Origin of the sequence: Streptomyces sp. SM10, from assembly GCF_002910915.1 — a bacterium.
In the GTDB taxonomy this organism is placed as follows: Bacteria; Actinomycetota; Actinomycetes; order Streptomycetales; family Streptomycetaceae; genus Streptomyces.
This window is the reverse complement of sequence record NZ_NEUF01000100.1, coordinates 61,581-83,179: the sequence shown is the minus strand read 5'-3', so window position 1 is coordinate 83,179 and position 21,599 is coordinate 61,581. Positions and strand designations below refer to the sequence as shown.

Sequence of the window (21,599 nt, the reverse complement as noted above, 5' to 3'; positions counted from 1 at the left end):
TTGTGCGCCGCAGCAGCAGACAAGGCAAGGGGCCGCAGCAGATGGCTGGACTCGCACTCGATGGGTCGAACCCCGACGTCAGCCTGCTCTACGACATCAATGGGCTGGCGAAGGCCGCTCCGACCTGGTTCGACCGGGTCATGGAGTTCGTCGGTGAATTCGGGATCATGTTCGCCATGGTCCTGGCGGTCCTGTGGTGCTGGTGGAGCGTGCGCCGACGCGGGACGACCGAGGACTCGGTGACGGCGGTTGCCGGGCTCGTGTGGGCGCCTCTCGCCGCCGGGATCGCCCTGCTCATCAACATCCCGATCCGGGGCTTCGTCGAGAGGCCGCGTCCGTTCTTCGACCACAAGGGACTCGAAGTCCTGGTGCAGGGCAAGACGGACTTCTCCTTCGTGAGCGACCACGCCACGATGGCGATGGCGATCGCCGTGGGCCTCTTCGTGGCCAACAGGAAGTTCGGCCTGGTCGCGATCGTGCTGGCGCTCCTGGAGGGCTTCTGCCGCGTCTACATGGGCGTGCACTATCCGACCGACGTGATCGGCGGCTTCGCCCTCGGTACGGCTGTCGCCCTGCTGCTCGCCCCGCTGGCGATGATGCTGCTGACGCCTCTGGTGGGGGCCGTGGCCCGCGCCGGGGTCGTCGGACGGCTCGTCCGTTCGGGCGGCGCCTCCGCGGCGGCCGGCGGACAGGGTGGGTCGCGCGGGATCCCCGAGCCGAGCCGGGAGTCCGGTCGCGGCGGTGCGCCGGGCGAGAAGGACCTTGCCGCATAGCCGGAGCGGTCCACTGCGTGAGACGACCTGAGGGGTGTCCCGGCCGGGACACCCCTCACGTGTGTTCCGGCCGGGTTCCGTGAGAATGGCTGACTTCGATCGGTCCGGTGACGCTCCGGCAGTGGCGGGGCATCATGTCCGGGGATCGATCGGGGGTGGTGCGTGTGGCCGGTCGGCGGCCGTCACGGCAGGAAGTGAACCGGCGGGGCGAGCGGACCGGGTTCGTGGGCCGCCGCGGTGAGCTGGCGGCCTTCCGGGAGACCTTCGCCAGGGACCCCGAGGGGGCCGACTTCCCCTTCCTGTTCCATGTGCGCGGCAACGCAGGCGTGGGCAAGTCGACCCTGGTCCGTCAGTGGGAGACCGCCGCGCTGGCGCAGCCCTCCGTCGTGACGGCGTTCGTGGGCGACGAGGTGCACGACGCGGTGGAGGCCATGGAGGCGGTCAGCGCGCGGCTGGGCCGGCAGGGACATCCGCTGAAGCGGTTCGACAGGCAGCTGGCCACCTACCGGCAGCACCGCCACCAGGCCGGGAGCGCGCTCCCCGCACCGCAGCCCGATCCCCTGGGGGGCCCGGATGGCGACGCCGCGGTCGCCGCCTCGCCGTCGAGCACGGTCGCGGCGCAGGTGGGGCTGGTCGGGCTGGGCATGGTGCCCGGGATCGGGGCGTTCGTCGGCGCCGTCGATCCGCAGCAGGTGGCGCTGGGTGCGGACCGGGTGCGGGCCGCCCTCACCATGCGGCTGCGCAGCCACGACGATGTGCGGCTGGTGATGAATCCGGTGGCGGTCCTCGCCCCGGTCTTCCTGGAGGACCTGGCCGACGTCGCGGAGCGTTGCGAGCGGGTGGTGCTGTTCTTCGACGTGTACGAGCGGACCGGGCCGGTGCTCGACGTGTGGCTGCACGACATCGTGTTCGGCGAGAACGGACTGCGTGGCGGCCGTGGCCCTCACACCCGACGAGGCACGCCCCCATGCGGGACTCGGGGAGACCTACCGGGTGCTGGGCCGTCATGAGGAGGCGGTGGCCTCCTGCACCCGTGCGGTGGAGATCGACCCGCGCTACGCCATCGCGCTGGGCAGCCGCGGTGACGCCCACCGCAATCTGGGCCGCCACGAGGAGGCCCTTGCCGACTTCGCCCGTGCGGTCGAGCTCGATCCGCAGTACGCGTGGGCGTACGCGAGCCGGGCGCGGGTGTACGAGGCGATGGACCTGGACGGGGAGGCCCTGGCCGACTACGACCGGGCCATCGGGATCAATCCGCTCTACGAGTGGGCCGTAGGGAGCAGGGCGCAGCTCTTCGAACGGTCGGGCCGCTACGAGGAGGCCCTTGCCGACTTCGCCCGTGCGGTCGAGCTCGATCCGCAGTACGCGTGGGCGTACGCGAGCCGGGCGCGGGTGCACGAGGCGATGGGGCGTCAGGACGACGCCCTTGCCGACTACGCCCGCGCCCTGGAGATCGAGCCGTTGTACGCGTGGGCCTTCGGGAGCCGGGCGGAGTTGTTCGAGGGGGCCGGGCGGTACGAGGAGGCTCTGGCGGACTACGCGCGTGCCGTCGAGGCCGAGCCGTTGTACGCGTGGGCCTTCGGGAGTCGGGCGGAGTTGTTCGAGCGGTTGGGGCGGTACGAGGAGGCTCTCGCCGATTTCGCCCGCGCCCTCGACATCGACCCGCAGTACGCCTGGGCCTACGCCAAGCGGGCTCAGGTGTACGAGGCCGTGGGGCGCCGGCAGGACGCACTCGCCGACTACACGCGTGCTCTCGACATCAGCCCCCGATACGTCCTCGCGGCCGGCAGTCGTGGTGAGTTGTACGAGGCGCTCGGGCGGTATGAGGAGGCCCTCGCCGATCTGACCCACGCCGTGGGGATCGATCCCTTCTCCGACTGGACCCTGTGCGCCCGGGCCCGGACGTATCTGCGCATGGGCAGGTACGAGGAGGCGCGCGCCGACTGCGTACGGGCCGTCGAGGTCGATCCGGAGGACGGCTGGAACCAGATGCTGTACGGCCTCGCGCTGAGGGTGTCGGGCGACGGCCAGGGGGCGGAGGCGCGCTTCGCGTGCGCCCGGCGCCTCTTCACCGCTGCCGGGGAGGGCGGCGGCACCGTGGACGCGTACCAGGGCCTGCTCGTCCTCTCCTGTCTTCTGCCTGACGACGGCCGGTCTGACGACGCCCTGCCCGTCGCACGGTGCCGGGCGTTCGCCGAGCTCGGCCCCGGGGCGGGACCGGTCGGGGAGACGATCGAGGACCTGACGTTTCTCCGGGAGGTCCTCCCGGAGGCGGGGCCGGGCGTCGAGTCGGTCCTGACGCGGCTGCGGGCGATGCTCTAGCGGGCAGCACCCGGGGGCGTGAGGTGGTCCGCCGCGTCCGTGCGCGCCCGGTCACGGGAGCGCCGGGCCGCGCCCGACCAGCCGCAGCTGCAGCGGGCGATGCAGAACGAACCGCGTTCGACGGTGGTGGTGCTGTGGGCCGGGGAGGCGCTGTGGACGGGCGAGTCCGAGGGGTCCTGAGGCACACGTCCACGGTACTGGGGAGGCCGTGGGGCGCCGGGGAGTGGGCCGATCGGCTTCCTGAAGGGGCCCGGCGGCGTGACGGGGCGCCCCGGCCGTCGTTAGGCGGGGCGGGCGGGAACTCGGCCAGATGTACGTCGTTGGGGGTTGGCAGGCGATGGTGGTGCAGCAGCAGAGGTCCGGAGGCGGGGCACTGGCTGTGTGCGCCCTGGCCGTCGCCGGCGTGATGGCTGTGGGCAGCGGGTGCTCCGGCGCGGGCGCCGGCGGGAGCGACGGAGCGGGCCGGCGCGCGGTCGCCCAGGACGGGCCGGCGGGCGATCCGGCCGCCGTGGTCCGGAGGGCTGCCGAGGAGCTGGTGGGCGCGGGCAGCGCCGAGACGCATACGTCGATGGAGACCGCGGCGGGCGGGACCCGGGTGACGATCAGGGGCCAGGGGGCGTACGACTTCCGCAGGCAGCTGGGCCGGATCAAGGTGCTCCTGCCGAAGGACGCCGCCGGTGCCGACGGGCACCGGCCGATCACGGAGCTGCTGGCCCCCGGGGCGCTGTACATGAAGAACCGCGGCGCCGGTGTGCCCGACGACAAGTGGGTGCGGATCGACACGACGGCCCTGGAGGACGGCAATCTCGTCACCGGCGGTGTGACGGATCCGACGGCCGCCGCCGAGCTCCTGCGCGGCGCGGGCACGGTGACGTACGTCGGGCGGACGGAGCTGGCCGGGGTTCCGGTCCGGCACTACCGGGGGACCGCGGACCTCGGGCGGGCGGCGCGGGCGGCCTCTTCGGCCTCGCGGGGTGCGCTGACCGCCGCGGCGAAAGGGTTCCGCACGGACGCGGTGCACTTCGACGCCTACCTGGACGACGAGGGCCTGCTGCGGAAGGTCCGCCACCGCTTCACCTTCGCGACCGAGGGTCCCGCGGTGGCGGTGGTGTCGACCCTGCTCCTCCACGACTTCGGGGCGCCGGTCTCCGTGGAGATGCCGCCCGACGCGGACATCTACACCGGGAGGGTCCGGCAGGGCCGTAGTGGCCCGGAAGCGCCGTAGGGAGGGGGCCGAAATGGTCCGTCCGTGCCATGCGCGGTGCGTGCCGCGCTCCCTACGCTAGGGAGTCGGTGCGCCAGGGAGTCGGCGACGGCAGAGAGAGGTGACGCAGGTGGTGACGCTCAGCGCTCCGCACGCTCAGGACCGTGTGGCTCTCGCCGAGATCGAACTGTGCGGGGAGCTCATGATCGCGGCGGCGGACACGCTCGAGGAGCGGCTGAGCCCCGACCGCATCGACGAGGTGCTCAACGTCGGGGCGGGCGGTGCCGAGTCGGCGCCGACGATCCCCCGGCAGGCCCGCCACCGGGGATGACCGCTCCCTTCCGGGCCGCCGTCAGGTACGCAGCAGGCGGGCGATCGCCTTGGTGGCCTCCTCGACCTTCGCGTCGATCTCCTCGCCGCCCTTGAGTGCGGCATCCGCCACACAGTGGCGGAGGTGTTCCTCCAGCAGCTGGAGCGCGAAGGACTGCAGGGCCTTGGTGGAGGCCGATACCTGGGTGAGTATGTCGATGCAGTAGACGTCCTCGTCCACCATCCGCTGGAGGCCGCGGATCTGGCCCTCGATGCGGCGCAGGCGCTTGAGGTGCTCCTCCTTCTGATGGTGATACCCGTGGATTCCGCGGTCGTGGTCGGTGACGACCGCGTCCTCACCGGCTGCGTCGGTGGCCTCGGTGGTGGTCATGCGGTCCTCCGTTGTCCTCGTGGCCTGCGGGGAGCGTGCCGTTCTGTGCCGTCTGTATACCCCTGCCGGGTATATCGTAACGAATCCAGCCGAAACGTGACCGGGGGGCCGTGCTGATCACTGTGCCCGATGCGCGACACTGAAGAACGCCGGTTAGCCGTGGCCGGATGATGCGCCTAGCATCAGCCTGACCGAATCCAAAGCACCCCGAGGACCCCACGTGCGCTTTCGTCTGACCCCCAGGGAGACGAGCTTCTACGACATGTTCTCCGCATCCGCGGACAACATTGTCACGGGCTCGAAGCTCCTGATGGAACTGCTCGGGGCGGATTCTGCCTCCCGAGTCGAGATCGCGGAGCGTATGCGGGCAGCGGAGCACGCGGGGGACGATGCCACCCACGCGATCTTCCACCAGCTGAACTCCTCCTTCATCACGCCGTTCGACCGCGAGGACATCTACAACCTCGCGTCGTCGCTCGACGACATCATGGACTTCATGGAGGAGGCCGTCGACCTGGTCGTGCTGTACCAGGTCGAGGAGCTCCCGAAGGGTGTCGAGCAGCAGATCGAGGTCCTGGCCAGGGCGGCGGAACTGACCGCCGAGGCCATGCCGAGTCTGCGGACGATGGACAACCTCACCGAGTACTGGATCGAGGTCAACCGCCTGGAGAACCAGGCCGACCAGATCCACCGCAAGCTGCTGGCCCAGCTCTTCAACGGCAAGTACGACGCCATGGAGGTGCTGAAGCTCAAGCAGATCGTGGACGTGCTGGAAGAGGCGGCTGACGCGTTCGAGCACGTCGCCAACACGGTGGAGACCATCGCGGTCAAGGAGTCCTGAACCTCGTGGACACCTTTGCGCTGATCGTGACCATCGGTGTCGCGCTCGGCTTCACGTATACGAACGGCTTCCACGACTCGGCGAACGCCATCGCCACCTCGGTCTCCACCCGGGCGCTGACCCCGCGTGCGGCTCTGGCGATGGCCGCCGTGATGAACCTCGCCGGCGCCTTCCTGGGCCAGGGGGTCGCCAAGACCGTCAGCGAAGGCATCATCGCCACGCCCCAGGGACAGAAGGGGATGGGCATCCTCTTCGCGGCGCTGGTCGGCGCGATCATCTGGAACCTGATCACCTGGTACTTCGGTCTGCCCTCCTCGTCCTCGCACGCGCTGTTCGGCGGCATGGTCGGGGCGGCGCTCGCCGGGGGGACCGATGTGATCTGGTCCGGGGTGCTGGAGAAGATCGTCATCCCGATGTTCGTCTCCCCGGTCGTCGGACTGGTGGTCGGCTATCTGGTGATGGTCGGCATCCTGTGGATGTTCCGTAAGTCCAACCCGCACAAGGCCAAGCGCGGCTTCCGGATAGCCCAGACCGTCTCGGCGGCCGGCATGGCGCTGGGCCACGGCCTCCAGGACGCGCAGAAGACGATGGGCATCGTGGTGCTGGCCCTGGTCATCGCCGATGTCGAGGGTCCGAACGACGAGATTCCGGTGTGGGTGAAGATCGCCTGTGCGGCGATGCTGTCCCTCGGTACGTACGCGGGCGGATGGCGCATCATGCGCACCCTCGGCCGGAAGATCATCGAGCTGGACCCGCCGCAGGGCTTCGCGGCCGAGACCACCGGCGCGTCGATCATGTTCGGCTCTGCGTTCCTCTTCCACGCACCGATCTCCACGACTCACGTGATCACCTCCGCGATCATGGGTGTCGGCGCGACGAAGCGGGTGAACGCCGTGCGGTGGGGCGTCGCCAAGAACATCATCATGGGGTGGTTCATCACGATGCCGGCCGCGGCGCTGGTCGCCGCGCTGAGCTACGGCATCGTCGTACTGCTCTTCGGGTAGGCCCTGCCCTCCCCCGCATGGGTCCGCCCCCGCTCTCCACCGGAGAGCGGGGGCGGACCCTTCGCCTTGCGGTGGCACCGCCATGCAGCACCCCAAGGCCGTCCTGGGTTATCCGAAGCGGCCCGAGATGTAGTCCTCGGTCGCCTGCACCGACGGGTTGGAGAAGATCCGCTCCGTCTCGTCTATCTCGATGAGGCGGCCGGGCTTGCCCACCGCCGAGAGGTTGAAGAACGCCGTACGGTCCGAGACGCGGGCCGCCTGCTGCATGTTGTGCGTCACGATGACGATCGTGAAGCGCTCCTTCAGCTCGCCGATCAGGTCCTCGATGGCGAGGGTCGAGATCGGGTCGAGCGCCGAGCACGGCTCGTCCATCAGCAGCACCTGCGGCTCGACCGCGATGGCACGGGCGATGCACAGACGCTGCTGCTGACCGCCGGAGAGGCCGGAGCCCGGCTTGTTCAGGCGGTCCTTGACCTCGTTCCAGAGGTTGGCGCCCTTGAGGGACTTCTCGACGATGTCCGACAGCTCGCTCTTGCGGTACGAGCCGTTCAGCCGCAGGCCCGCCGCGACGTTGTCGAAGATCGACATCGTCGGGAAGGGGTTCGGGCGCTGGAAGACCATGCCGACCGTGCGGCGCACGGCGACGGGGTCGACGCCCGCGCCGTAGAGGTTCTCGTCGTCCAGCAGCACCTTGCCCTCGACGCGGCCACCGGGGGTGACCTCGTGCATGCGGTTCAGAGTGCGCAGGAAGGTGGACTTGCCGCAGCCGGACGGGCCGATGAAGGCCGTCACGGAGCGGGGTTCCACGGTCATCGAGATGTCCTCGATGGCCTTGTGGGAGCTGTAGTAGGCGGTGAGTCCGCCGATGTCGATGCGCTTGGCCATGGGAGATCAGCTGCTTTCTGCGTGGCCTCAGCGGCCGGTCTTCGGGGCCTTCCAGCGGGCGATGCCGCGGGCCACCAGATTGAGGATCATGACGAAGGCGATCAGCACCAGTGCAGCGGCCCAGGCGCGGTCGTAGGACGCGGCCTCGCCGATCTTGTACTGCTCGTAGATGTAGAACGGCAGCGACGACTGGGCGCCTTCGAAGGGGTTCGTGTTGATCAGCTGGCTGCCGAAGACCAGCAGGATGATCGGGGCCGTCTCACCCGCGATACGGGCGATGGCGAGCATGACGCCCGTGGTGATGCCGCCGATCGCGGTGGGCAGGACCACCTTCAGGATGGTGCGCCACTTGGGGATGCCCAGGGCGAGGGAGGCCTCGCGGAGCTCGTTGGGGACGAGCTTGAGCATCTCCTCGGTGGAGCGCACCACGACGGGGATCATCAGGATCGTCAGGGCCAGCGCGCCCATCAGGCCGGACGGCTCGATGCTGGCGATCAGCATGATCGACAGGATGAAGAGACCGGCCACGATGGACGGGATGCCCGTCATCACGTCGACGAAGAAGGTGACGGACCGGGCCAGCGCGCCCTTGCCGTACTCGACGAGGTAGACCGCGGTCAGCAGCCCGATCGGGGCGGAGATCACCGTGGCGATCCCGACCTGCTCCAGGGTGCCGATCAGCGCGTGGTAGACACCGCCGGTGTCCTCCGAGCCGAGGACCCCGGCCATCGAGTGGGTGAGGAAGTAGCCGTCGAGGCGCTCGGAGCCGCGGGCGATCGTGGTCCACAGGAGCGAGGCGAGCGGGACGATCGCGACCAGGAAGCACACCCAGACGATGCTGGTGGCGAGGCGGTCCCTGGCCTGGCGCTGGTTCTCGACCACGGTCGTCGCGACGTACGAGAGGGCGAGGAAGAGCAGGGCGGAGATCAGGCCCCACTGGACGCGGCTCTGCCAGCCGGCGGCCAGGGAGACGCCCACACCGAGCGCGATCGACACCGCGGCGAAGCCGAGCGGCGCCCAGCGCGGGAGGCTGCGGCTGCTGAGGCCGGTCCCGGAGGGGTCCGGCGAGGTCCGGGGACGCTTGTCCTGGACGTCGGTGGTGGTGGCGTGGCTCATGCGTTGGCCCCCGAGTACTCCTTGCGGCGGGCGATGATGAGCCGGGCCGCGCCGTTGACCAGCAGGGTGAGGACGAAGAGGACGAGGCCGGAGGCGATCAGGGCGTCGCGCCCGAATTCGTCGGCCTCGCCGAACTTGGCCGCGATGTTCTGGGCGAAGGTCCCGCCGCCCGGATTGAGCACGTGCAGCGAGATGAGGAAGCTCGGGGACAGGACCGTGGCGACGGCCATCGTCTCGCCGAGCGCCCGGCCGAGGCCCAGCATCGACGCCGAGATGATCCCGGAGCGGCCGAAGGGCAGCACCGAGAGGCGGATGACCTCCCAGCGGGTGGCTCCGAGGGCGAGCGCGGCTTCCTCGTTCATCTTCGGGACCTGGAGGAAGACCTCGCGGCTGACGCTGGTCACGATCGGAAGGATCATGATCGCGAGCAGGATGCCGACGGTGAAGAGCGAGCGGGCGACGCCGACCTCGGTCTTCTCGAAGATGTACGTCCAGCCGAAGAACTGGTCGAGCCAGGAGTTCAGGCCCTCGAGGTAGGGGACGAGGACGAGGGCGCCCCAGATGCCGTAGACGATGCTGGGCACCGCCGCGAGCAGGTCGACCACGTAGGCGATGGGGGCGGCCAGCTTGCGCGGCGCGTAGTGCGAGATGAAGAGGGCGATGCCGACAGCGATCGGAACCGCGATGGCCATCGCGATGATCGAGCTGACGACCGTGCCGAAGAGCAGGACCGCGATGCCGAAGACCGGCGGGTCACCGGCCGGGTTCCAGTCGAAGGTGGTGAGGAAGTTGCCCTCGTCCTTCGAGATGGCGATGACGGCGCGGTAGCTGAGGAACAGGGCGATCGACGCCATGATCACGAGCAGCAGGATGCCGGAGCCCCGGGAGAGGGCCAGGAAGATCTTGTCGCCGGCACGCCCGGTGGACTTGGGGCGGCCGCGTGTGACCGGCGGAGCCGGTGGGGTGTCGAGCGGTGTGGTGGAAGCCATGGTCTTTCCGGTCTGTGTGGGGGAGCGAGTGGCTCCCCTGGCGGCGGTGCACCGGATGGGGTGGGGCGGTGGGGGCCGGTCCGGAGGGGTGCGCCGGACCGGCCCGCCTGTGCGCGTACGGGTCGTGCGGTGTGGTTACGAGAGACCGGCGACGGTCTCGCGGACCTTGGCGTTGATCGCCTCGGGGATCGGGGCGTAGCCGGCGTCGGTCAGGACCTTCTGGCCCTCCTCGGAGGAGGTGTAGGTCAGGAAGGACTTGACGGTGCCGAGGGTGTCGGCCTTGTTGCCGGTGTCACAGACGACCTCGTAGGTCACCAGGACGATCGGGTAGGCGCCCTCGGCCTTGGTCGTGTAGTCGAGGTCGAGCGCCAGGTCCTTGCCGGTGCCCTTGATCTTGGCGGCGGCGATGGCCTTGGAGGCGTCCTCGGAGGTGGCCTTGACGGGGGCCGAACCGCCGGTGTTGATGTCGACGGTGGTGATCTCCTGTGACTTGGCGTAGGAGAGCTCGAAGTAGCCGATGGAGCCGTCGACGGCCTTCACCTGGGAGGCGACGCCGGAGGAGCCGGACGCGGCCTGGCCACCGGAGGCCGGCCACTTCTTCTCGGCCTCGTACTTCCAGTCGCTCGGGGCCGCGGCGCCCAGGTACTTGCCGAGGTTCTGCGTGGTGCCGGAGTCCTCGGAGCGGTGGAAGGCCTGGATGGCCTTGTCCGGCAGCTCGACGCCGTCGTTCAGCTTGGCGATCGCCGGGTCGTTCCACTTCTTGATCTTGCTGTCGAAGATCTTGGCGAGCGTGGGGGCGTCCAGCGTCAGGCTGTCGACGCCTTCCAGGTGGAAGCCGATCGCGATGGGGCCGCCGACCATGGGGAGGTTGATGCCCTGGCCGGTCTTGCAGATCTTCTTCGACTCGGTGACCTCTTCGGGCTTGAGCGCGGAGTCCGAGCCGGCGAAGCCGACGGTGCCCTGGTTGAAGGCGACGATGCCCTCACCGGAGGAGGAGGAGCTGTAGTTGATCTCCACGCCGGAGCAGGCGGCCATGTAGTTCTTGACCCAGAGGTCCATCGCGTTCTTCTGGGCGCTGGACCCGGAAGCGCGCAGCTGGCCCTTGGCGTCGTCGCACTTGACGTCCGAAGCCGCGGTGGTGGTCTTGCCGCCGTCCGCGTCGGCGCCGGTGTTGTCGTCCGAACCGCACGCCGTGAGGACCAGGGCGCTGGAGACGGCGAGGGCACCGAGCGCGGTGGCACGAAGCCGGTTCTTGCGCTGAAGCTTCACTTTCGGGGAGTTCCTTCCAGAAGCCGCCGCGGCTGGTGGGGACGAGGCGGCGTGCGATGGGCGGTGGTGCGGCGGCGTGGCGCCGTGCACCTGGTACGTCCGAAATTAGGCAGAACAGGTGACGCGGCCTACGGGGGAGAGTGAACGGCAGGTGAACCGTGTCGGGCGGGCTGGTTCCGCAGGCCCGGCGGGGTGCGCGCCGGGGCACACCCGGGGCACTTTTCGGCCACGCGCCTGACCCGCCCGGACGAATGCCCGTCCTGCCGGGGCGTCCGGGTGTCAGGCCTGCGGGGCCGTCTGCAGGAAGGCGTCAAGCTGCACACGGTCGCCCGGGCGGCTCAGGCGGGACCGGGCGGCCTCGGGGGAGAGCCAGGCCAGCCGGTCGACCTCGTCGTTGGGCTCGAAGGCGCCGCCGGTGGCCTCAGCCGCCCAGTAGCTGACCTCTTTGGGGCGCCCGTTCGCGGTGTACAGGGCCGTCGGCAGGGAGGTGCCCGGCAGGCAGTGGTGGCCGGTCTCCTCCAGGACCTCGCGCAGAGCGGCCTCCCTCGCGCTCTCGCCGCGCTTGAGCTTGCCCTTGGGGAAGGACCAGTCGTCGTAGCGGGGTCTGTGGACCAGGCAGATCTCCAGGCCGCCGCCGACCTGGGCCCGGCGCCACAGCACGCAGCCGGCCGCCAGGACGAGATCGCTCATGGCGCGCTCACGGCCGCCGCGTACGGCCAGGTCTCCCGGAACACGCTGCGGGCCGCCTCCACCTCGTGGCGCTGGTCGGCGTGGAGGACACCGAGGGCGTACGCCGTCGCCGGGGCGATGCGCGGGGTGCGGGCGGCAGCCGCCGCCGCGGCGGCGGCCTCGGCCGCGTCCCGGTGCAGGTCCAGCGCGTGGCCCGGACCGGCCAGGGCCGGATCGGGGGCGCCCCGCAGCATCTCGCGGGCGTACCGGTGCAGCCGGAGCAGGAGGCGGGCCTGGTGCCAGAGGGCGTCGTGGGCCTCGTTGTACGGCTCCGCCGCCTCGTCGGGCGGGAGGGCGGCCACCGCGTCCAGCAGGCACTGCTCGGCCAGCTCCGCCGGAGCGTGCAGGACCCGTTCCGCCGGTTCGGCGGCCGAGGGCGCCAGCGGCACCTCCGAGGCGAGCAGGGCGATGGCGTCGGCGACGGCGTGGAAGCGGGAGGAGCCCAGCGCCTGGAGCGCCGCCGAGTGGGCGCGGGTGCGGGCGAGGGTCAGCCGGCGCTCCAGGAGCGCTCCGGCCCGGGCGGCGCCGACGCCGAGCGCCGCCCGCTCCTTGTCGCTCCCGGAGGGGGTGCTCCCCGGAGCGGGCCGGGCCGCCGGGAGGGAGGCACCGGAGAGCTGGTGCAGCGCTTCCAGGAGCCGGCCGAGCCGGGTGGCGTACGCGTGCTCGCGGGCCAGGGTGCCGGAGAGCCAGGCCAGTTCCCCGCGGAGCTGGTCGGCCCAGGCGGGTTCGAGCGCTCCGCGGAAGGTGTGCAGCGTGCCGCTGATCCGGCGCGCCGCGTGGCGGAGCGCGCGGGCGGCCTCGTCGGCGCTCTGCGTGCCGGTGTCCGCGGGGGCGCTGTGCTCGCGGTGCATCCGCAGGCCCCGCAGGAAGCCGGCGGCCTGGTCGCGCAGGTAGGGCGCGAGGACCTCTTCCGCGGAGGCGGAGAGGGCCGTCGTCTGGTGGTCAGGGCGTCGCACGCCGGCGCCTCCGGGCGTCAATGAGCATCTCTTGTACGTGCCGCAGCGGCTGTCCGTCCGCGTCCGTGGAGTGCCGGGTCCAGTTTCCGTCGGGGCCCAGGTGCCAGGAGGTGGTGGTGTCGGACATTCCTGTTTCCAGGAGCCTGCTGAGGGCGGCGCGATGCGCGGGGTCGGTGACGCGGACCAGTGCTTCGATCCGTCGGTCGAGGTTGCGGTGCATCATGTCGGCGCTGCCGAACCACACTTCGGGCTCACCGCCGTTGCCGAAGGCGAAGAGCCGGGAGTGTTCGAGGAAGCGGCCCAGTATCGAGCGGACCCGGATGTTCTCGGAGAGCCCGCTGACGCCGGGGCGGATCGCGCAGATGCCGCGTACCCAGATGTCGACGGGCACACCGGCCTGCCCGGCCCGGTAGCAGGCGTCGATGACCGCTTCGTCGACCATCGAGTTGACCTTGATGCGTACGTAGGCGGGGCGGCCCGCGCGCTGGTGGGTGATCTCCTTGTTGATCCGGGCGATCAGCCCGTCGCGCAGGGATTTCGGGGCGACCAGCAGCCTGCGGTAGGTCTCGCGACGGGAGTAGCCGGAGAGCCGGTTGAAGAGGTCGGAGAGGTCGGCGCCGACCTGCGGGTCGGCGGTCAGCAGGCCGAGGTCCTCGTAGAGCCGGGCCGTCTTCGGGTGGTAGTTGCCGGTGCCGACGTGGGAGTAGCGGCGCAGGGTGTCGCCCTCCTGCCGCACGACCAGCGACAGCTTGCAGTGGGTCTTGAGGCCGACGAGGCCGTAGACGACGTGGCAGCCGGACTCCTCCAGCTTGCGGGCCCACTTGATGTTGGCCTGCTCGTCGAAGCGTGCCTTGATCTCGACGAGGACGAGGACCTGCTTGCCGGACTCGGCGGCGTCGATGAGGGCGTCGACTATCGGAGAGTCCCCGGAGGTGCGGTAGAGGGTCTGCTTGATCGCGAGGACGTCCGGGTCCCCCGCCGCCTGCTCCAGGAAGGCCTGGACGGAGGTGGAGAAGGAGTCGTACGGGTGGTGGAGCAGGACGTCCCGCTCGCGCAGGGCGGCGAAGATGTCCGGTGCGGAGGCGGATTCGACCTCGGCGAGGTCGCGGTGGGTGCCGGCGATGAACTTGGGGTACTTCAGCTCGGGCCGGTCCAGCGAGGCGATGCCGAACAGCCCGGTGAGGTCGAGCGGGCCCGGCAGCGGGTAGAGCTCGGTCTCGGAGATCTTCAGCTCGCGCACGAGCAGGTCCAGGACGTACGGGTCGATGGACTCCTCGACCTCCAGGCGGACCGGCGGCCCGAAGCGGCGCCGCATGAGCTCCTTCTCCAGGGCCTGGAGGAGGTTCTCGGCGTCGTCCTCCTCGACTTCGAGGTCCTCGTTCCTGGTGACCCGGAACATGTGGTGGGCGAGGACCTCCATGCCCGGGAAGAGCTCCTCCAGGTGCGCCGCGATGATGTCCTCTATCGGGACGTAGCGCTGCGGGGACGCCTCCAGGAAGCGGGTGAGCAGCGGCGGCACCTTGACCCGGGCGAAGTGCCGGTGGCCGCTGACGGGGTTGCGCACGACGACCGCGAGGTTCAGCGACAGCCCGGAGATGTACGGGAACGGGTGCGCGGGGTCGACGGCCAGCGGGGTCAGCACGGGGAAGACCCGCTGCCGGAAGAAGGTGAAGAGGCGGGCCTGCTCCTTCTCGGTCAGCTCCGGCCAGCGGACGAGCTGGATGCCCTCGTCGGACAGGGCGGGCGCGATGTCCTGCTGGTAGCAGGCGGCGTGCCGTGCCATGAGCTCGCGGGAGCGGGTCCAGATCAGGTCGAGCACTTCGCGGGGCTGGAGCCCGGACGCGGACCGGGTGGCGACACCGGTCGCGATACGGCGCTTGAGGCCGGCGACCCGGACCATGAAGAACTCGTCCAGGTTCGAGGCGAAGATGGCGAGGAAGTTAGCCCGTTCGAGTAGCGGCGTGGCCGGATCCTCGGCGAGCTCCAGAACGCGTTCGTTGAACGCGAGCCAACTGCGCTCCCGGTCCAGGAACCGGCCCTGCGGCAGTTCGTCGCCCTCCGCCTCGGGCTCGTAGGCGTCCGGATCGTTGTCCAGGTCGGGGTTCAGGTCGGCGGCGGTGGACAGACCTGCGGGCATCGAGCCCGCGACGGCGTGCGGCCGGTGCGCGGCGAGGGAGCCGACCGACGGCTGGGCGGGCTGGACCGGGACCTCGGAGCTGGGCTGCTGGCTCATGGGCCTATTCTTCCGCGCGTTCGGCTCCACGGGCGCGTCGGAGCCGAGAAAGATCGCGGAGGAAGCAGGAGTGGTCCCCGGACCGGGGCCGCTCCCGTTGCGGGGGGTGGGCACAGCTGGCTGCATCCCGTGAGGGTCGCAAGGCCGTCTGAATGGCCGGTAACGATGACATGACGTACAGGAAGCGGTGTGACTGCGGTGCTGTCCCGTCGTCACCGTAGGTGAACCCCCTGCCCGGACTCCCCCCGGGGCCCGGACAGGGGCGCCTCGGTCAGCCGTGGAGCCGGCGCAGGACGCGGAAGGCGAGCGCGAGGGCCAGGGCCGCGAGGGCGAGCAGGATGCCGGTCTCGACGAGCTGGAGGGGCCAGAAGTGGGAGGCGGGGTGGTAGTCGACATAGCTGCCGGTGATGTCGTGGTCGGTGAGGCACTGCGTCCAGCTTTCACCGGGGGCGGTGGGGAAGCAGGAATCGGGTGGCGACACCCTCTCGCCGCCGCTGGTGAGGTATCCGCTCTCCACCATCCAGGCGTTCTCCTCCCCAGGCCCCTGGCCGTCCACCGTGGTGCGGGGCCAGAGGTAGGCGCGCAGGTAGGCGCCGAAGGCGATGGTCACCGTACCGGTAGTGAGCGCGGACACGGTCAGGGCGATGAAGGCCCGGCGAATCAGCAGGCCGATGAGCGCCCCGGTGCACACGGCGAACAGAATGTACGCGGGCAGGATCACGCCCATGGTGGGGAAGACCTGGACTTCGAACCATTGGACCGGGTACGGATCCGTTGCCTCCCTGGTGCGCGCCCAGTGGAGGAGCGCCAGGACGGCTGATGCGGCCATCAGCCCGATGGTGGGTACGGCGAGCCTGGCGATGAGCCAGCGGCTGGGCGCCACGGACTGGGTCCAGGCCATCCTGAAGGTGCCGCTCTCCAGTTCCCTGGCGACCAGCGGGCCTGCGACGAAGGCGCCGAGGAGGACGGGTAGCACGGTGAGGCCGAGGGCGACGTTGTTGAACAGGCCTGAGTACAGGTTCATGCTGTCCGCGTAGTTGCGGCTCGTCTGCATGCAGGCCTGGGTCTCGCCCTCAGCGTAGAACCGGCATCCGGTCGCCTGGAATGCATCGGTGACCTGGGACGACCGCATCGCGACGGCGATCACACCGAGGGCAACGGCGACGGCGGCTCCGCCCACGATCCACATCGCCCACCGGTGCTGGCGTACGAGGACACGGACCGGTGCGCGCAGCGGGGCCGTTGTGAGGGTGGTGCTCATGCCGCCGTCACCTCCTCACGGGCATCGGCACTGGGGGTCAGCAGCGGCGGGGCGTCCGGGCAGCGGAGGTGGGCGAGCAGCAGTTCCTCCAGCGAAGGTTCCGTGACGTCCCAGGCGGTGCGGTCCACCGGCCCCTCGGGGCGGACGAGTGCCGTCAGCTGACGTCCCGTCGTGCGCGACTCGACCACCGTGTGCGGGGCGAGGTCCCCCGCCTGGCCGGTGAGCAGGGCATGCGCGGAGACGATGTCGTCGCTCTCGCCGCCCAGCCGTATCCGGCCGCCGTCCACGAGGAGGAGGTAGTCGCAGGCGCCCTCCAGCTCGGTGAGGATGTGCGAGGACATGACGATCGTGGTCCCGTGTTCCACCGCCTCGGCCATCAGGACACCCATCAACTGATGGCGGGCGAGCGGGTCGAGGTCGGACATCGGCTCGTCCAGCAGCATCAGTTCGGGCCGCTTGCCCAGCGCGAGCGCCAGGGCGAGGCGGGTGCGCTGGCCACCGGAGAGGGACTTGACCCTGGCCTCCGAGGGGAGCGGATCGGCGATCCGCTCGGCGGTGTCGCTGTCCCAGGCCGCCGGATTCAGCTGGGCGCCGGCCCACAGGGTGTCCGCCACGGTCAGCTGCTGGTACAGCGGCTTGTCCTGCGATACGTACGCGATGCGGGTGCGAGCCCCGGCCGGCGTGGTGCCGAGCACCCGCACCGTCCCCTCCGTGGGGCGGAGCAGCCCCGCCGCCAGCGAGAGCAGGGTGGACTTCCCCGCGCCGTTGGGCCCGACGAGGGCGCAGATCCGCCCGGCGGGCAGCCGGAAGGAGCAGTCGCGCAGAGCGGTCCGTCGCCGTCGTCGTCCGTAGGTCAGACCAAGGCCGTACGCCTCGATCGCGGCACCTGTCATGAGTGCGGTTCCCCCTTGGATGTGCTGTCCAGTACGTCGTTGAAGAGCGCGCTCATGTCGTCCCGGTCGAGTCCGGCGGCGCGTGCCCTGCGGGTCCATTCGGTCAGTTCGGCGCGCAGCGGTGGGTCGGTGGTGACCGCCGCGCTGCCGAGGGTGCGGCGGACGAAGGTGCCGAGGCCGCGGCGGGCCTCGACGAGCCCTTCGCGCTCCAGCTCGCGGTACGCCTTGAGCACGGTGTTCGGATTGATCGCGGTGGCCTCGACGACCTCGCGGGCCGTGGGCAACCGGTCGCCCGGCTCCAGCACACCCAGGCGGAGCGCCTGCTTGGTCTGCTGCACGATCTGGAGGTAGGTGGCGACGCCGCTGCGCCGGTCGATGCGGAACTCGACCGCTGCAGGCTCTGCCATGGTTCACCACCCTTTCACTAATTGAGTAGTGAAAGGGTGACGTAAAGCGGGGGCGGCGTCAAGTGACGCCGCCCCAAGCACCTTTGGTGACTGGTCAGGACTCCGTGCGGTACATCAGGTCCACCTCGTGGGTGGCGAAGCCCATCCGCTCGTACACCGACAGGGCCGCGGGGTTGTCGGCGTCCACGTAGAGCATCGCCGTGGGCAGCCCCAGGGAGGCCAGGTGGCGCAGCCCGATCGCGGTGAGCGCCTTGCCGAGGCCGCCGCCCTGGGCGTCGGGCAGGATGCCGACTACGTAGACCTCGCCGAGCCGCTCCTCGGCGTGCACCTTCGTCCAGTGGAAGCCGATGATCCCGCCGTCGCGCTCGGCCAGGAAGAAGCCCTTCGGGTCGAACCACGGCTCGGCCTTGCGGTCGTCCAGGTCCCGCTGGGTGAGTGAGCCCTGCTCGGGGTGGTGGGCGAACGCGGCGCTGTTCACGGCGAGCCAGGCCGCGTCGTCCTGGCCCGGCACGAAGGTGCGGACGGTGACGCCCGGCGGGAGGGCCGGCTCGGGGATGTCGAGGGAGTCCAACGGGCGCCTCAGCTGACGCAGTTCGCGGAAGAGGGAGAGGCCGAGGACCTGTGCCAGGTGCCGGGCGGCCGACTTGCCGCCGTGCGCCCAGACCCGCAGCCGCTTGCCGGTCGCGGCGAGGAGCGCGGCGCCGAGGGCCCGGCCGTGCCCGCGGCCCCGGTGGGCGGGGGCCACGACCAGCTCGGCGGCGGGGGCCTCGACGGGGTCGGCGTCCTCCAGCTGCGCGTATCCGGCCAGCACGCCGTCGACGACGAGAAGGAAGTGCCGGACGCCCTCACGGTGTCCGCCCCTCAACTGCAGCCGCCCCTGCTCGGAGACGGCCTGGCGGCCGTCGGTCCCGGCGGCCTCGGCGAGGAGGGTGAGGACCGCGTCGGCCTGCTCGGGGGTGAGCGCGTCGAGGGTCTCGATCTCGCGCCCGGGGGAGGGGAGGGGTGCGTCAGTCGTCATGGGTACGAGCGTACGGCGGCGGGGCCCGGCGTTCGCGTGAACACCCCACCGGGCGGGCCCTCGGGCGGGTGTGCTTCGTGCGTGGAGTGGATCACCTGTGGCGCTCCCGTGGTGCGGAGCTGACAGTGACATGACGTCAGATGCCCGCATGGGGAGGGATGGGGGCTTTGTCGGCTGCATGGTGCTTCGGACCTGGATGCAACCAGCTCGTAACCGCGGAACCCTGTCGCGCTACGCGCGTTGACTCTAGGCTGCCGCACGCAGGATCCAGACACTCACAAGGGGACCGATGTCAGCGACTCCGCAGAAGAACCGTGCGTCCCGGCGGGTGCTCGCCGCCGCTGCCGGGCTGGCCACCGCAGGCGCGCTCGTCGCAGCGATGCCGGCCGACGCCCATGACCGGGGGCACGGCCACGGCCACGGGCACGGCCACCCGTCCCGCACCGTCGACGTGCAGCTGCTCTCCTTCAACGACCTGCACGGCAACCTGGAGCCGCCGGCCGGTTCCGCCGGTTCGGTCAGCGAGACGCAGGCCGACGGCACGGTGAAGTCGGTCCCGGCCGGTGGCGTCGAGTACCTGGCGACTTCGCTGCGCACCGCGCGCAAGGGGAACCCGTACTCCGTCACGGCCGCCGGCGGCGACATGGTGGGCGCGAGCCCGCTGCTGTCGGGGCTCTTCCACGACGAGCCCACCATCGAGGCGCTCAACGGGCTCGACCTCGACGTGACGGCCGTGGGCAACCACGAGTTCGACGAGGGCGCCACGGAGCTGGCCCGTCTGCAGAACGGTGGCTGCCACCCGGTCGAGGGCTGCTACGAGAAGGGCAAGAAGTTCAAGGGCGCGGACTTTCCCTACCTCGCTGCCAACGTGACGAGCGAGAAGACCGGCAAGCCGATCCTCAAGCCGTACACGGTGTGGAAGAAGAACGGCGTCAAGATCGGCTTCATCGGGGTGACCCTGGAGGGCACGCCGAACATCGTCACGGCCAACGGCGTCAAGGGGCTGAAGTTCCACGACGAGATCGAGACGGTCAACAAGTACGCCAAGGAGCTGGACCGCCAGGGCGTCAAGTCCATCGTCGCGCTGATCCACGAGGGCGGCGCCCCGGCGTCCTCCTCGTACAACTACGACTGCGACAGCCCGGGCGCCGGTGACGGCATCTCCGGGCCGATCACCGACATCGCCAAGGGCATCACGCCGAAGGTCGACGCCCTGGTCACGGGCCACACCCACCAGGCGTACGTCTGCACGATCCCGGACCCGTCCGGCAAGCCGCGCATGGTCACCTCGGCGTCCTCGTTCGGCAAGCTCTACACGGACACGACCCTCACCTACGACCGCCGCACCAAGGACATCGTGCGTACGTCGGTGGAGTCGGCGAACCACATCGTCAGCCGTGACCAGGCCAAGGCCACCGACATGACGAAGCTGATCGACCGCTGGAACACGCTCGCCGCGCCGATCTCGAACCGGCCGCAGGGCTTCATCTCCGCCGACATCAACGGCCGCGGCTCCACGGCACCCGAGAAGCCGCTGGGCAACCTGATCGCCGACGCCCAGCTGGAGGGCCTGGCCCCCGCGGACAAGGGCGGCGCGGTCGTCGCGTTCATGAACCCGGGCGGCATCCGCTCCGACCTCGTGTACGCGGCCTCCGGCAGTGAGGGCGACGGGGTGGTGACGTACGGCGAGGCCTTCACGGTCCAGCCGTTCACCAACATGATGAACGTCGTCGACCTGACCGGCGCCCAGCTGGTCGCCGCGCTCCAGCAGCAGGTCAGCGGCTCCAACGAGGCGTCCCCGAAGATCCTCCAGGTCTCGGAGGGCCTCACCTACACGCTGGACATGACGAAGACGGGCGCCGACCGTGTGGTCACCTCCTCGATCCTGCTCAACGGCGAGGCGATCGACCCGGCGAAGACGTACCGCGTCGCGATGAACGAGTTCCTCGCGGGCGGCGGCGACGGCTTCCCGGCCCTCGGCCAGGGCACGAACAAGCTGGTCGGCGCGTCCGACCTGGACCTGTTCAACGCCTACCTCGCGGCGCACTCCACGGCCTCCGCGCCGCTGGCGCCGCCGGCCACAGACCGGATCACGGTCGTGCAGTAACGGTCGTGCAGTAACAGCTGACGGCAGGGGGACGCCCCTCTGCTCGGACAGGACGCGCAACACCGGCGGCCCGCCACGGGAAATGGCGGGCCGCCGGCTTGTTCAGGCCGGTCCGGGGACGAAGATCTCGTGTCCCCCCACCCGGCGCCACAGGATGTGCGTCTCCCCGGCACGGACCTCGTCTCCGTACTGCCAGGTGGCGCGCCCGTCGGGCGCCCAGGTCATCTCCATGACGGGGCGTGCGCCCTGGGCCGTGGGGATGCCCTGAACCGGCTTGACCCGGAGCCCGGGTCGGAACTGCCCTCGCTCCACATCCGGTACGAACTTCTTTCGGATGACGTCTTCGAAGCGCTTGCGTTCTTCGGGCTTCAAAGCCTTGAAGTCGCGCTTGAAGTGGGCAGTCGTCTCAAAAGTCGGCAATCGGGCCTCCCGGTGTCAGGGGTCAGTCTTCGTCGAGGTGCGCGAACATGCCGTCCGCGTCCTCGTGGACGGCGGTGCGCCCGGCGGCGATGTCCTCGCTCGCCCTGCGCTCGCCCTCCTGCCACTCCGGTGTCCAGAACCAGGCCTGGTCGGAGCGGATCTTGGTAAGCCCGTGCACCGTGACTTCGCCGGCGCCGGTGATCTCGAACTCGAGCTCGTCACCCTGGTCCACCCCGAGGGCGGCCCGGATGGCCTTGGGCAGTGTGACCTGCCCGTTTGTGCGCAGTGTGGCTGTGGCCGTAGTCATGTGATGACCTCCTACCTCTGTCGCCATCCGTATCAACCTAGCATGCAATATCGAAAACTCAAACTTTGCGAAATTCGCACTTTCGGAAGATTGGGGTGGGCTTCCGCCCTTCCCGGCGTTGATGTGAACCCGTCATAATTCAGGCCCGCCCCCCACGGCTGACGG

Annotated in this window: 23 protein-coding genes; 8 read left to right on the top strand and 15 right to left on the bottom strand. The window is 70.3% G+C overall.

Annotated elements, in window-relative coordinates:
* Positions 1-41: 41 nt before the first annotated feature.
* From B9S57_RS15145 to B9S57_RS15140, 3 genes are all read left to right on the top strand, one after another.
* Positions 42-773, top strand: a complete 732-nt coding sequence (locus tag B9S57_RS15145; protein ID WP_103516092.1) for a phosphatase PAP2 family protein — start codon at positions 42-44, stop codon at positions 771-773.
* A 224-nt stretch (positions 774-997) separates the two neighbouring features.
* Entirely contained in the window at positions 998-1,783 is a 786-nt protein-coding gene (locus tag B9S57_RS35460) for an ATP-binding protein (RefSeq protein WP_258036394.1), read from the top strand.
* A complete protein-coding gene (locus B9S57_RS15140; RefSeq protein WP_258036393.1) occupies positions 1,710-3,095 on the top strand; it encodes a tetratricopeptide repeat protein in 1,386 nt (461 codons plus the stop codon). The genes B9S57_RS35460 and B9S57_RS15140 overlap by 74 nt, the downstream gene beginning before the upstream one ends.
* Here the strand turns inward: B9S57_RS15140 and B9S57_RS15135 are convergent.
* On the bottom strand, positions 3,092-3,280 hold the full coding sequence (locus B9S57_RS15135) for a hypothetical protein (protein ID WP_103516091.1): 189 nt from the start codon (positions 3,278-3,280) through the stop codon (positions 3,092-3,094). The genes B9S57_RS15140 and B9S57_RS15135 overlap by 4 nt on opposite strands.
* Positions 3,281-3,432: 152 nt before the next feature.
* Between B9S57_RS15135 and B9S57_RS15130 the strand changes: the two genes are divergently transcribed.
* Together B9S57_RS15130 and B9S57_RS15125 are read left to right on the top strand one after the other, a co-directional pair.
* Positions 3,433-4,320 carry a hypothetical protein gene (locus tag B9S57_RS15130; RefSeq protein ID WP_181011352.1) on the top strand — a complete coding sequence of 296 codons (888 nt, stop codon included), beginning with the start codon at positions 3,433-3,435 and terminating at the stop codon, positions 4,318-4,320.
* 100 nt (positions 4,321-4,420) lie between these two features.
* The gene (locus B9S57_RS15125; protein WP_181011349.1) at positions 4,421-4,630 is read left to right on the top strand and encodes a hypothetical protein; all 210 of its coding nucleotides are present in this window, start codon (positions 4,421-4,423) and stop codon (positions 4,628-4,630) included.
* Positions 4,631-4,651: 21 nt separating this feature from the next.
* Here B9S57_RS15125 and B9S57_RS15120 read toward each other — a convergent pair whose 3' ends face one another.
* Positions 4,652-4,999 (bottom strand): metal-sensitive transcriptional regulator, encoded by a 348-nt coding sequence (locus B9S57_RS15120; protein ID WP_103516089.1) that lies wholly within the window; start codon positions 4,997-4,999, stop codon positions 4,652-4,654.
* A gap of 220 nt (positions 5,000-5,219) precedes the next feature.
* Here B9S57_RS15120 and B9S57_RS15115 point away from each other — a divergent pair, with 220 nt between their 5' ends.
* A complete protein-coding gene (locus B9S57_RS15115; protein WP_103516088.1) occupies positions 5,220-5,840 on the top strand; it encodes a DUF47 domain-containing protein in 621 nt (206 codons plus the stop codon).
* 5 nt (positions 5,841-5,845) lie between these two features.
* Entirely contained in the window at positions 5,846-6,844 is a 999-nt protein-coding gene (locus B9S57_RS15110; RefSeq protein WP_103516087.1) for an inorganic phosphate transporter, read from the top strand.
* Between the two features lie 108 nt (positions 6,845-6,952).
* On the opposite strand, the gene pstB is transcribed toward B9S57_RS15110, so the two are convergent.
* The 11 genes from pstB to mshD all read right to left on the bottom strand — a co-directional run bounded on the left by pstB (position 6,953) and on the right by mshD (position 18,600).
* Positions 6,953-7,729, bottom strand: a complete 777-nt coding sequence (pstB, locus tag B9S57_RS15105) for a phosphate ABC transporter ATP-binding protein PstB (protein WP_103516086.1) — start codon at positions 7,727-7,729, stop codon at positions 6,953-6,955.
* 27 nt (positions 7,730-7,756) lie between these two features.
* Positions 7,757-8,845 carry a phosphate ABC transporter permease PstA gene (gene pstA, locus B9S57_RS15100; RefSeq protein WP_103516085.1) on the bottom strand — a complete coding sequence of 363 codons (1,089 nt, stop codon included), beginning with the start codon at positions 8,843-8,845 and terminating at the stop codon, positions 7,757-7,759.
* A complete protein-coding gene (gene pstC / locus B9S57_RS15095; protein ID WP_103516084.1) occupies positions 8,842-9,834 on the bottom strand; it encodes a phosphate ABC transporter permease subunit PstC in 993 nt (330 codons plus the stop codon). Before pstC ends, pstA begins: the two co-directional genes overlap by 4 nt.
* A gap of 135 nt (positions 9,835-9,969) precedes the next feature.
* Entirely contained in the window at positions 9,970-11,103 is a 1,134-nt protein-coding gene (gene pstS, locus B9S57_RS15090) for a phosphate ABC transporter substrate-binding protein PstS (RefSeq protein WP_103516083.1), read from the bottom strand.
* A 279-nt stretch (positions 11,104-11,382) separates the two neighbouring features.
* Positions 11,383-11,793 carry an NUDIX hydrolase gene (locus B9S57_RS15085; RefSeq protein WP_103516082.1) on the bottom strand — a complete coding sequence of 137 codons (411 nt, stop codon included), beginning with the start codon at positions 11,791-11,793 and terminating at the stop codon, positions 11,383-11,385.
* Positions 11,790-12,788: a CHAD domain-containing protein gene (locus B9S57_RS15080; protein ID WP_103516126.1), complete on the bottom strand. Its 999-nt coding sequence runs from the start codon at positions 12,786-12,788 to the stop codon at positions 11,790-11,792. Before B9S57_RS15080 ends, B9S57_RS15085 begins: the two co-directional genes overlap by 4 nt.
* Positions 12,775-15,021 (bottom strand): RNA degradosome polyphosphate kinase, encoded by a 2,247-nt coding sequence (locus B9S57_RS15075; RefSeq protein WP_103516081.1) that lies wholly within the window; start codon positions 15,019-15,021, stop codon positions 12,775-12,777. Before B9S57_RS15075 ends, B9S57_RS15080 begins: the two co-directional genes overlap by 14 nt.
* A 271-nt stretch (positions 15,022-15,292) precedes the next feature.
* A complete protein-coding gene (locus B9S57_RS15070) occupies positions 15,293-16,282 on the bottom strand; it encodes a hypothetical protein (protein ID WP_103516080.1) in 990 nt (329 codons plus the stop codon).
* Positions 16,279-17,175, bottom strand: coding sequence for an ABC transporter ATP-binding protein (locus B9S57_RS15065; RefSeq protein WP_103516079.1), 897 nt, complete (start codon positions 17,173-17,175; stop codon positions 16,279-16,281). The genes B9S57_RS15070 and B9S57_RS15065 overlap by 4 nt, the downstream gene beginning before the upstream one ends.
* Positions 17,172-17,582, bottom strand: coding sequence for a GntR family transcriptional regulator (locus tag B9S57_RS15060; protein ID WP_103516078.1), 411 nt, complete (start codon positions 17,580-17,582; stop codon positions 17,172-17,174). The genes B9S57_RS15065 and B9S57_RS15060 overlap by 4 nt, the downstream gene beginning before the upstream one ends.
* 94 nt (positions 17,583-17,676) lie before the next feature.
* Positions 17,677-18,600: a mycothiol synthase gene (mshD, locus tag B9S57_RS15055; protein WP_103516077.1), complete on the bottom strand. Its 924-nt coding sequence runs from the start codon at positions 18,598-18,600 to the stop codon at positions 17,677-17,679.
* 289 nt (positions 18,601-18,889) lie between these two features.
* On the opposite strand from mshD, the gene B9S57_RS15050 reads away from it, so the two are divergent.
* The gene (locus tag B9S57_RS15050; protein ID WP_103516076.1) at positions 18,890-20,707 is read left to right on the top strand and encodes a bifunctional UDP-sugar hydrolase/5'-nucleotidase; all 1,818 of its coding nucleotides are present in this window, start codon (positions 18,890-18,892) and stop codon (positions 20,705-20,707) included.
* Between the two features lie 102 nt (positions 20,708-20,809).
* Here B9S57_RS15050 and B9S57_RS15045 read toward each other — a convergent pair whose 3' ends face one another.
* Together B9S57_RS15045 and B9S57_RS15040 are read right to left on the bottom strand one after the other, a co-directional pair.
* On the bottom strand, positions 20,810-21,127 hold the full coding sequence (locus B9S57_RS15045; protein WP_181011348.1) for a hypothetical protein: 318 nt from the start codon (positions 21,125-21,127) through the stop codon (positions 20,810-20,812).
* 22 nt (positions 21,128-21,149) lie between these two features.
* Positions 21,150-21,434, bottom strand: coding sequence for an AbrB/MazE/SpoVT family DNA-binding domain-containing protein (locus B9S57_RS15040; RefSeq protein WP_103516074.1), 285 nt, complete (start codon positions 21,432-21,434; stop codon positions 21,150-21,152).
* Positions 21,435-21,599: the final 165 nt, after the last annotated feature.

Coding starts and splice junctions, on each gene's coding strand:
- B9S57_RS15050 (WP_103516076.1), top strand. CDS start 18,890: ATGTCAGCGACTCCGCAGAAGAACCGTGCGTCCCGGCGGGTGCTCGCC.
- pstA (WP_103516085.1), bottom strand. CDS start 8,845: ATGAGCCACGCCACCACCACCGACGTCCAGGACAAGCGTCCCCGGACC.
- B9S57_RS15065 (WP_103516079.1), bottom strand. CDS start 17,175: ATGACAGGTGCCGCGATCGAGGCGTACGGCCTTGGTCTGACCTACGGA.
- mshD (WP_103516077.1), bottom strand. CDS start 18,600: ATGACGACTGACGCACCCCTCCCCTCCCCCGGGCGCGAGATCGAGACC.
- B9S57_RS15120 (WP_103516089.1), bottom strand. CDS start 4,999: ATGACCACCACCGAGGCCACCGACGCAGCCGGTGAGGACGCGGTCGTC.
- B9S57_RS15085 (WP_103516082.1), bottom strand. CDS start 11,793: ATGAGCGATCTCGTCCTGGCGGCCGGCTGCGTGCTGTGGCGCCGGGCC.
- B9S57_RS15060 (WP_103516078.1), bottom strand. CDS start 17,582: ATGGCAGAGCCTGCAGCGGTCGAGTTCCGCATCGACCGGCGCAGCGGC.
- B9S57_RS15075 (WP_103516081.1), bottom strand. CDS start 15,021: ATGAGCCAGCAGCCCAGCTCCGAGGTCCCGGTCCAGCCCGCCCAGCCG.
- B9S57_RS15145 (WP_103516092.1), top strand. CDS start 42: ATGGCTGGACTCGCACTCGATGGGTCGAACCCCGACGTCAGCCTGCTC.
- B9S57_RS15070 (WP_103516080.1), bottom strand. CDS start 16,282: ATGAGCACCACCCTCACAACGGCCCCGCTGCGCGCACCGGTCCGTGTC.
- B9S57_RS15130 (WP_181011352.1), top strand. CDS start 3,433: ATGGTGGTGCAGCAGCAGAGGTCCGGAGGCGGGGCACTGGCTGTGTGC.
- pstB (WP_103516086.1), bottom strand. CDS start 7,729: ATGGCCAAGCGCATCGACATCGGCGGACTCACCGCCTACTACAGCTCC.
- B9S57_RS15040 (WP_103516074.1), bottom strand. CDS start 21,434: ATGACTACGGCCACAGCCACACTGCGCACAAACGGGCAGGTCACACTG.
- pstC (WP_103516084.1), bottom strand. CDS start 9,834: ATGGCTTCCACCACACCGCTCGACACCCCACCGGCTCCGCCGGTCACA.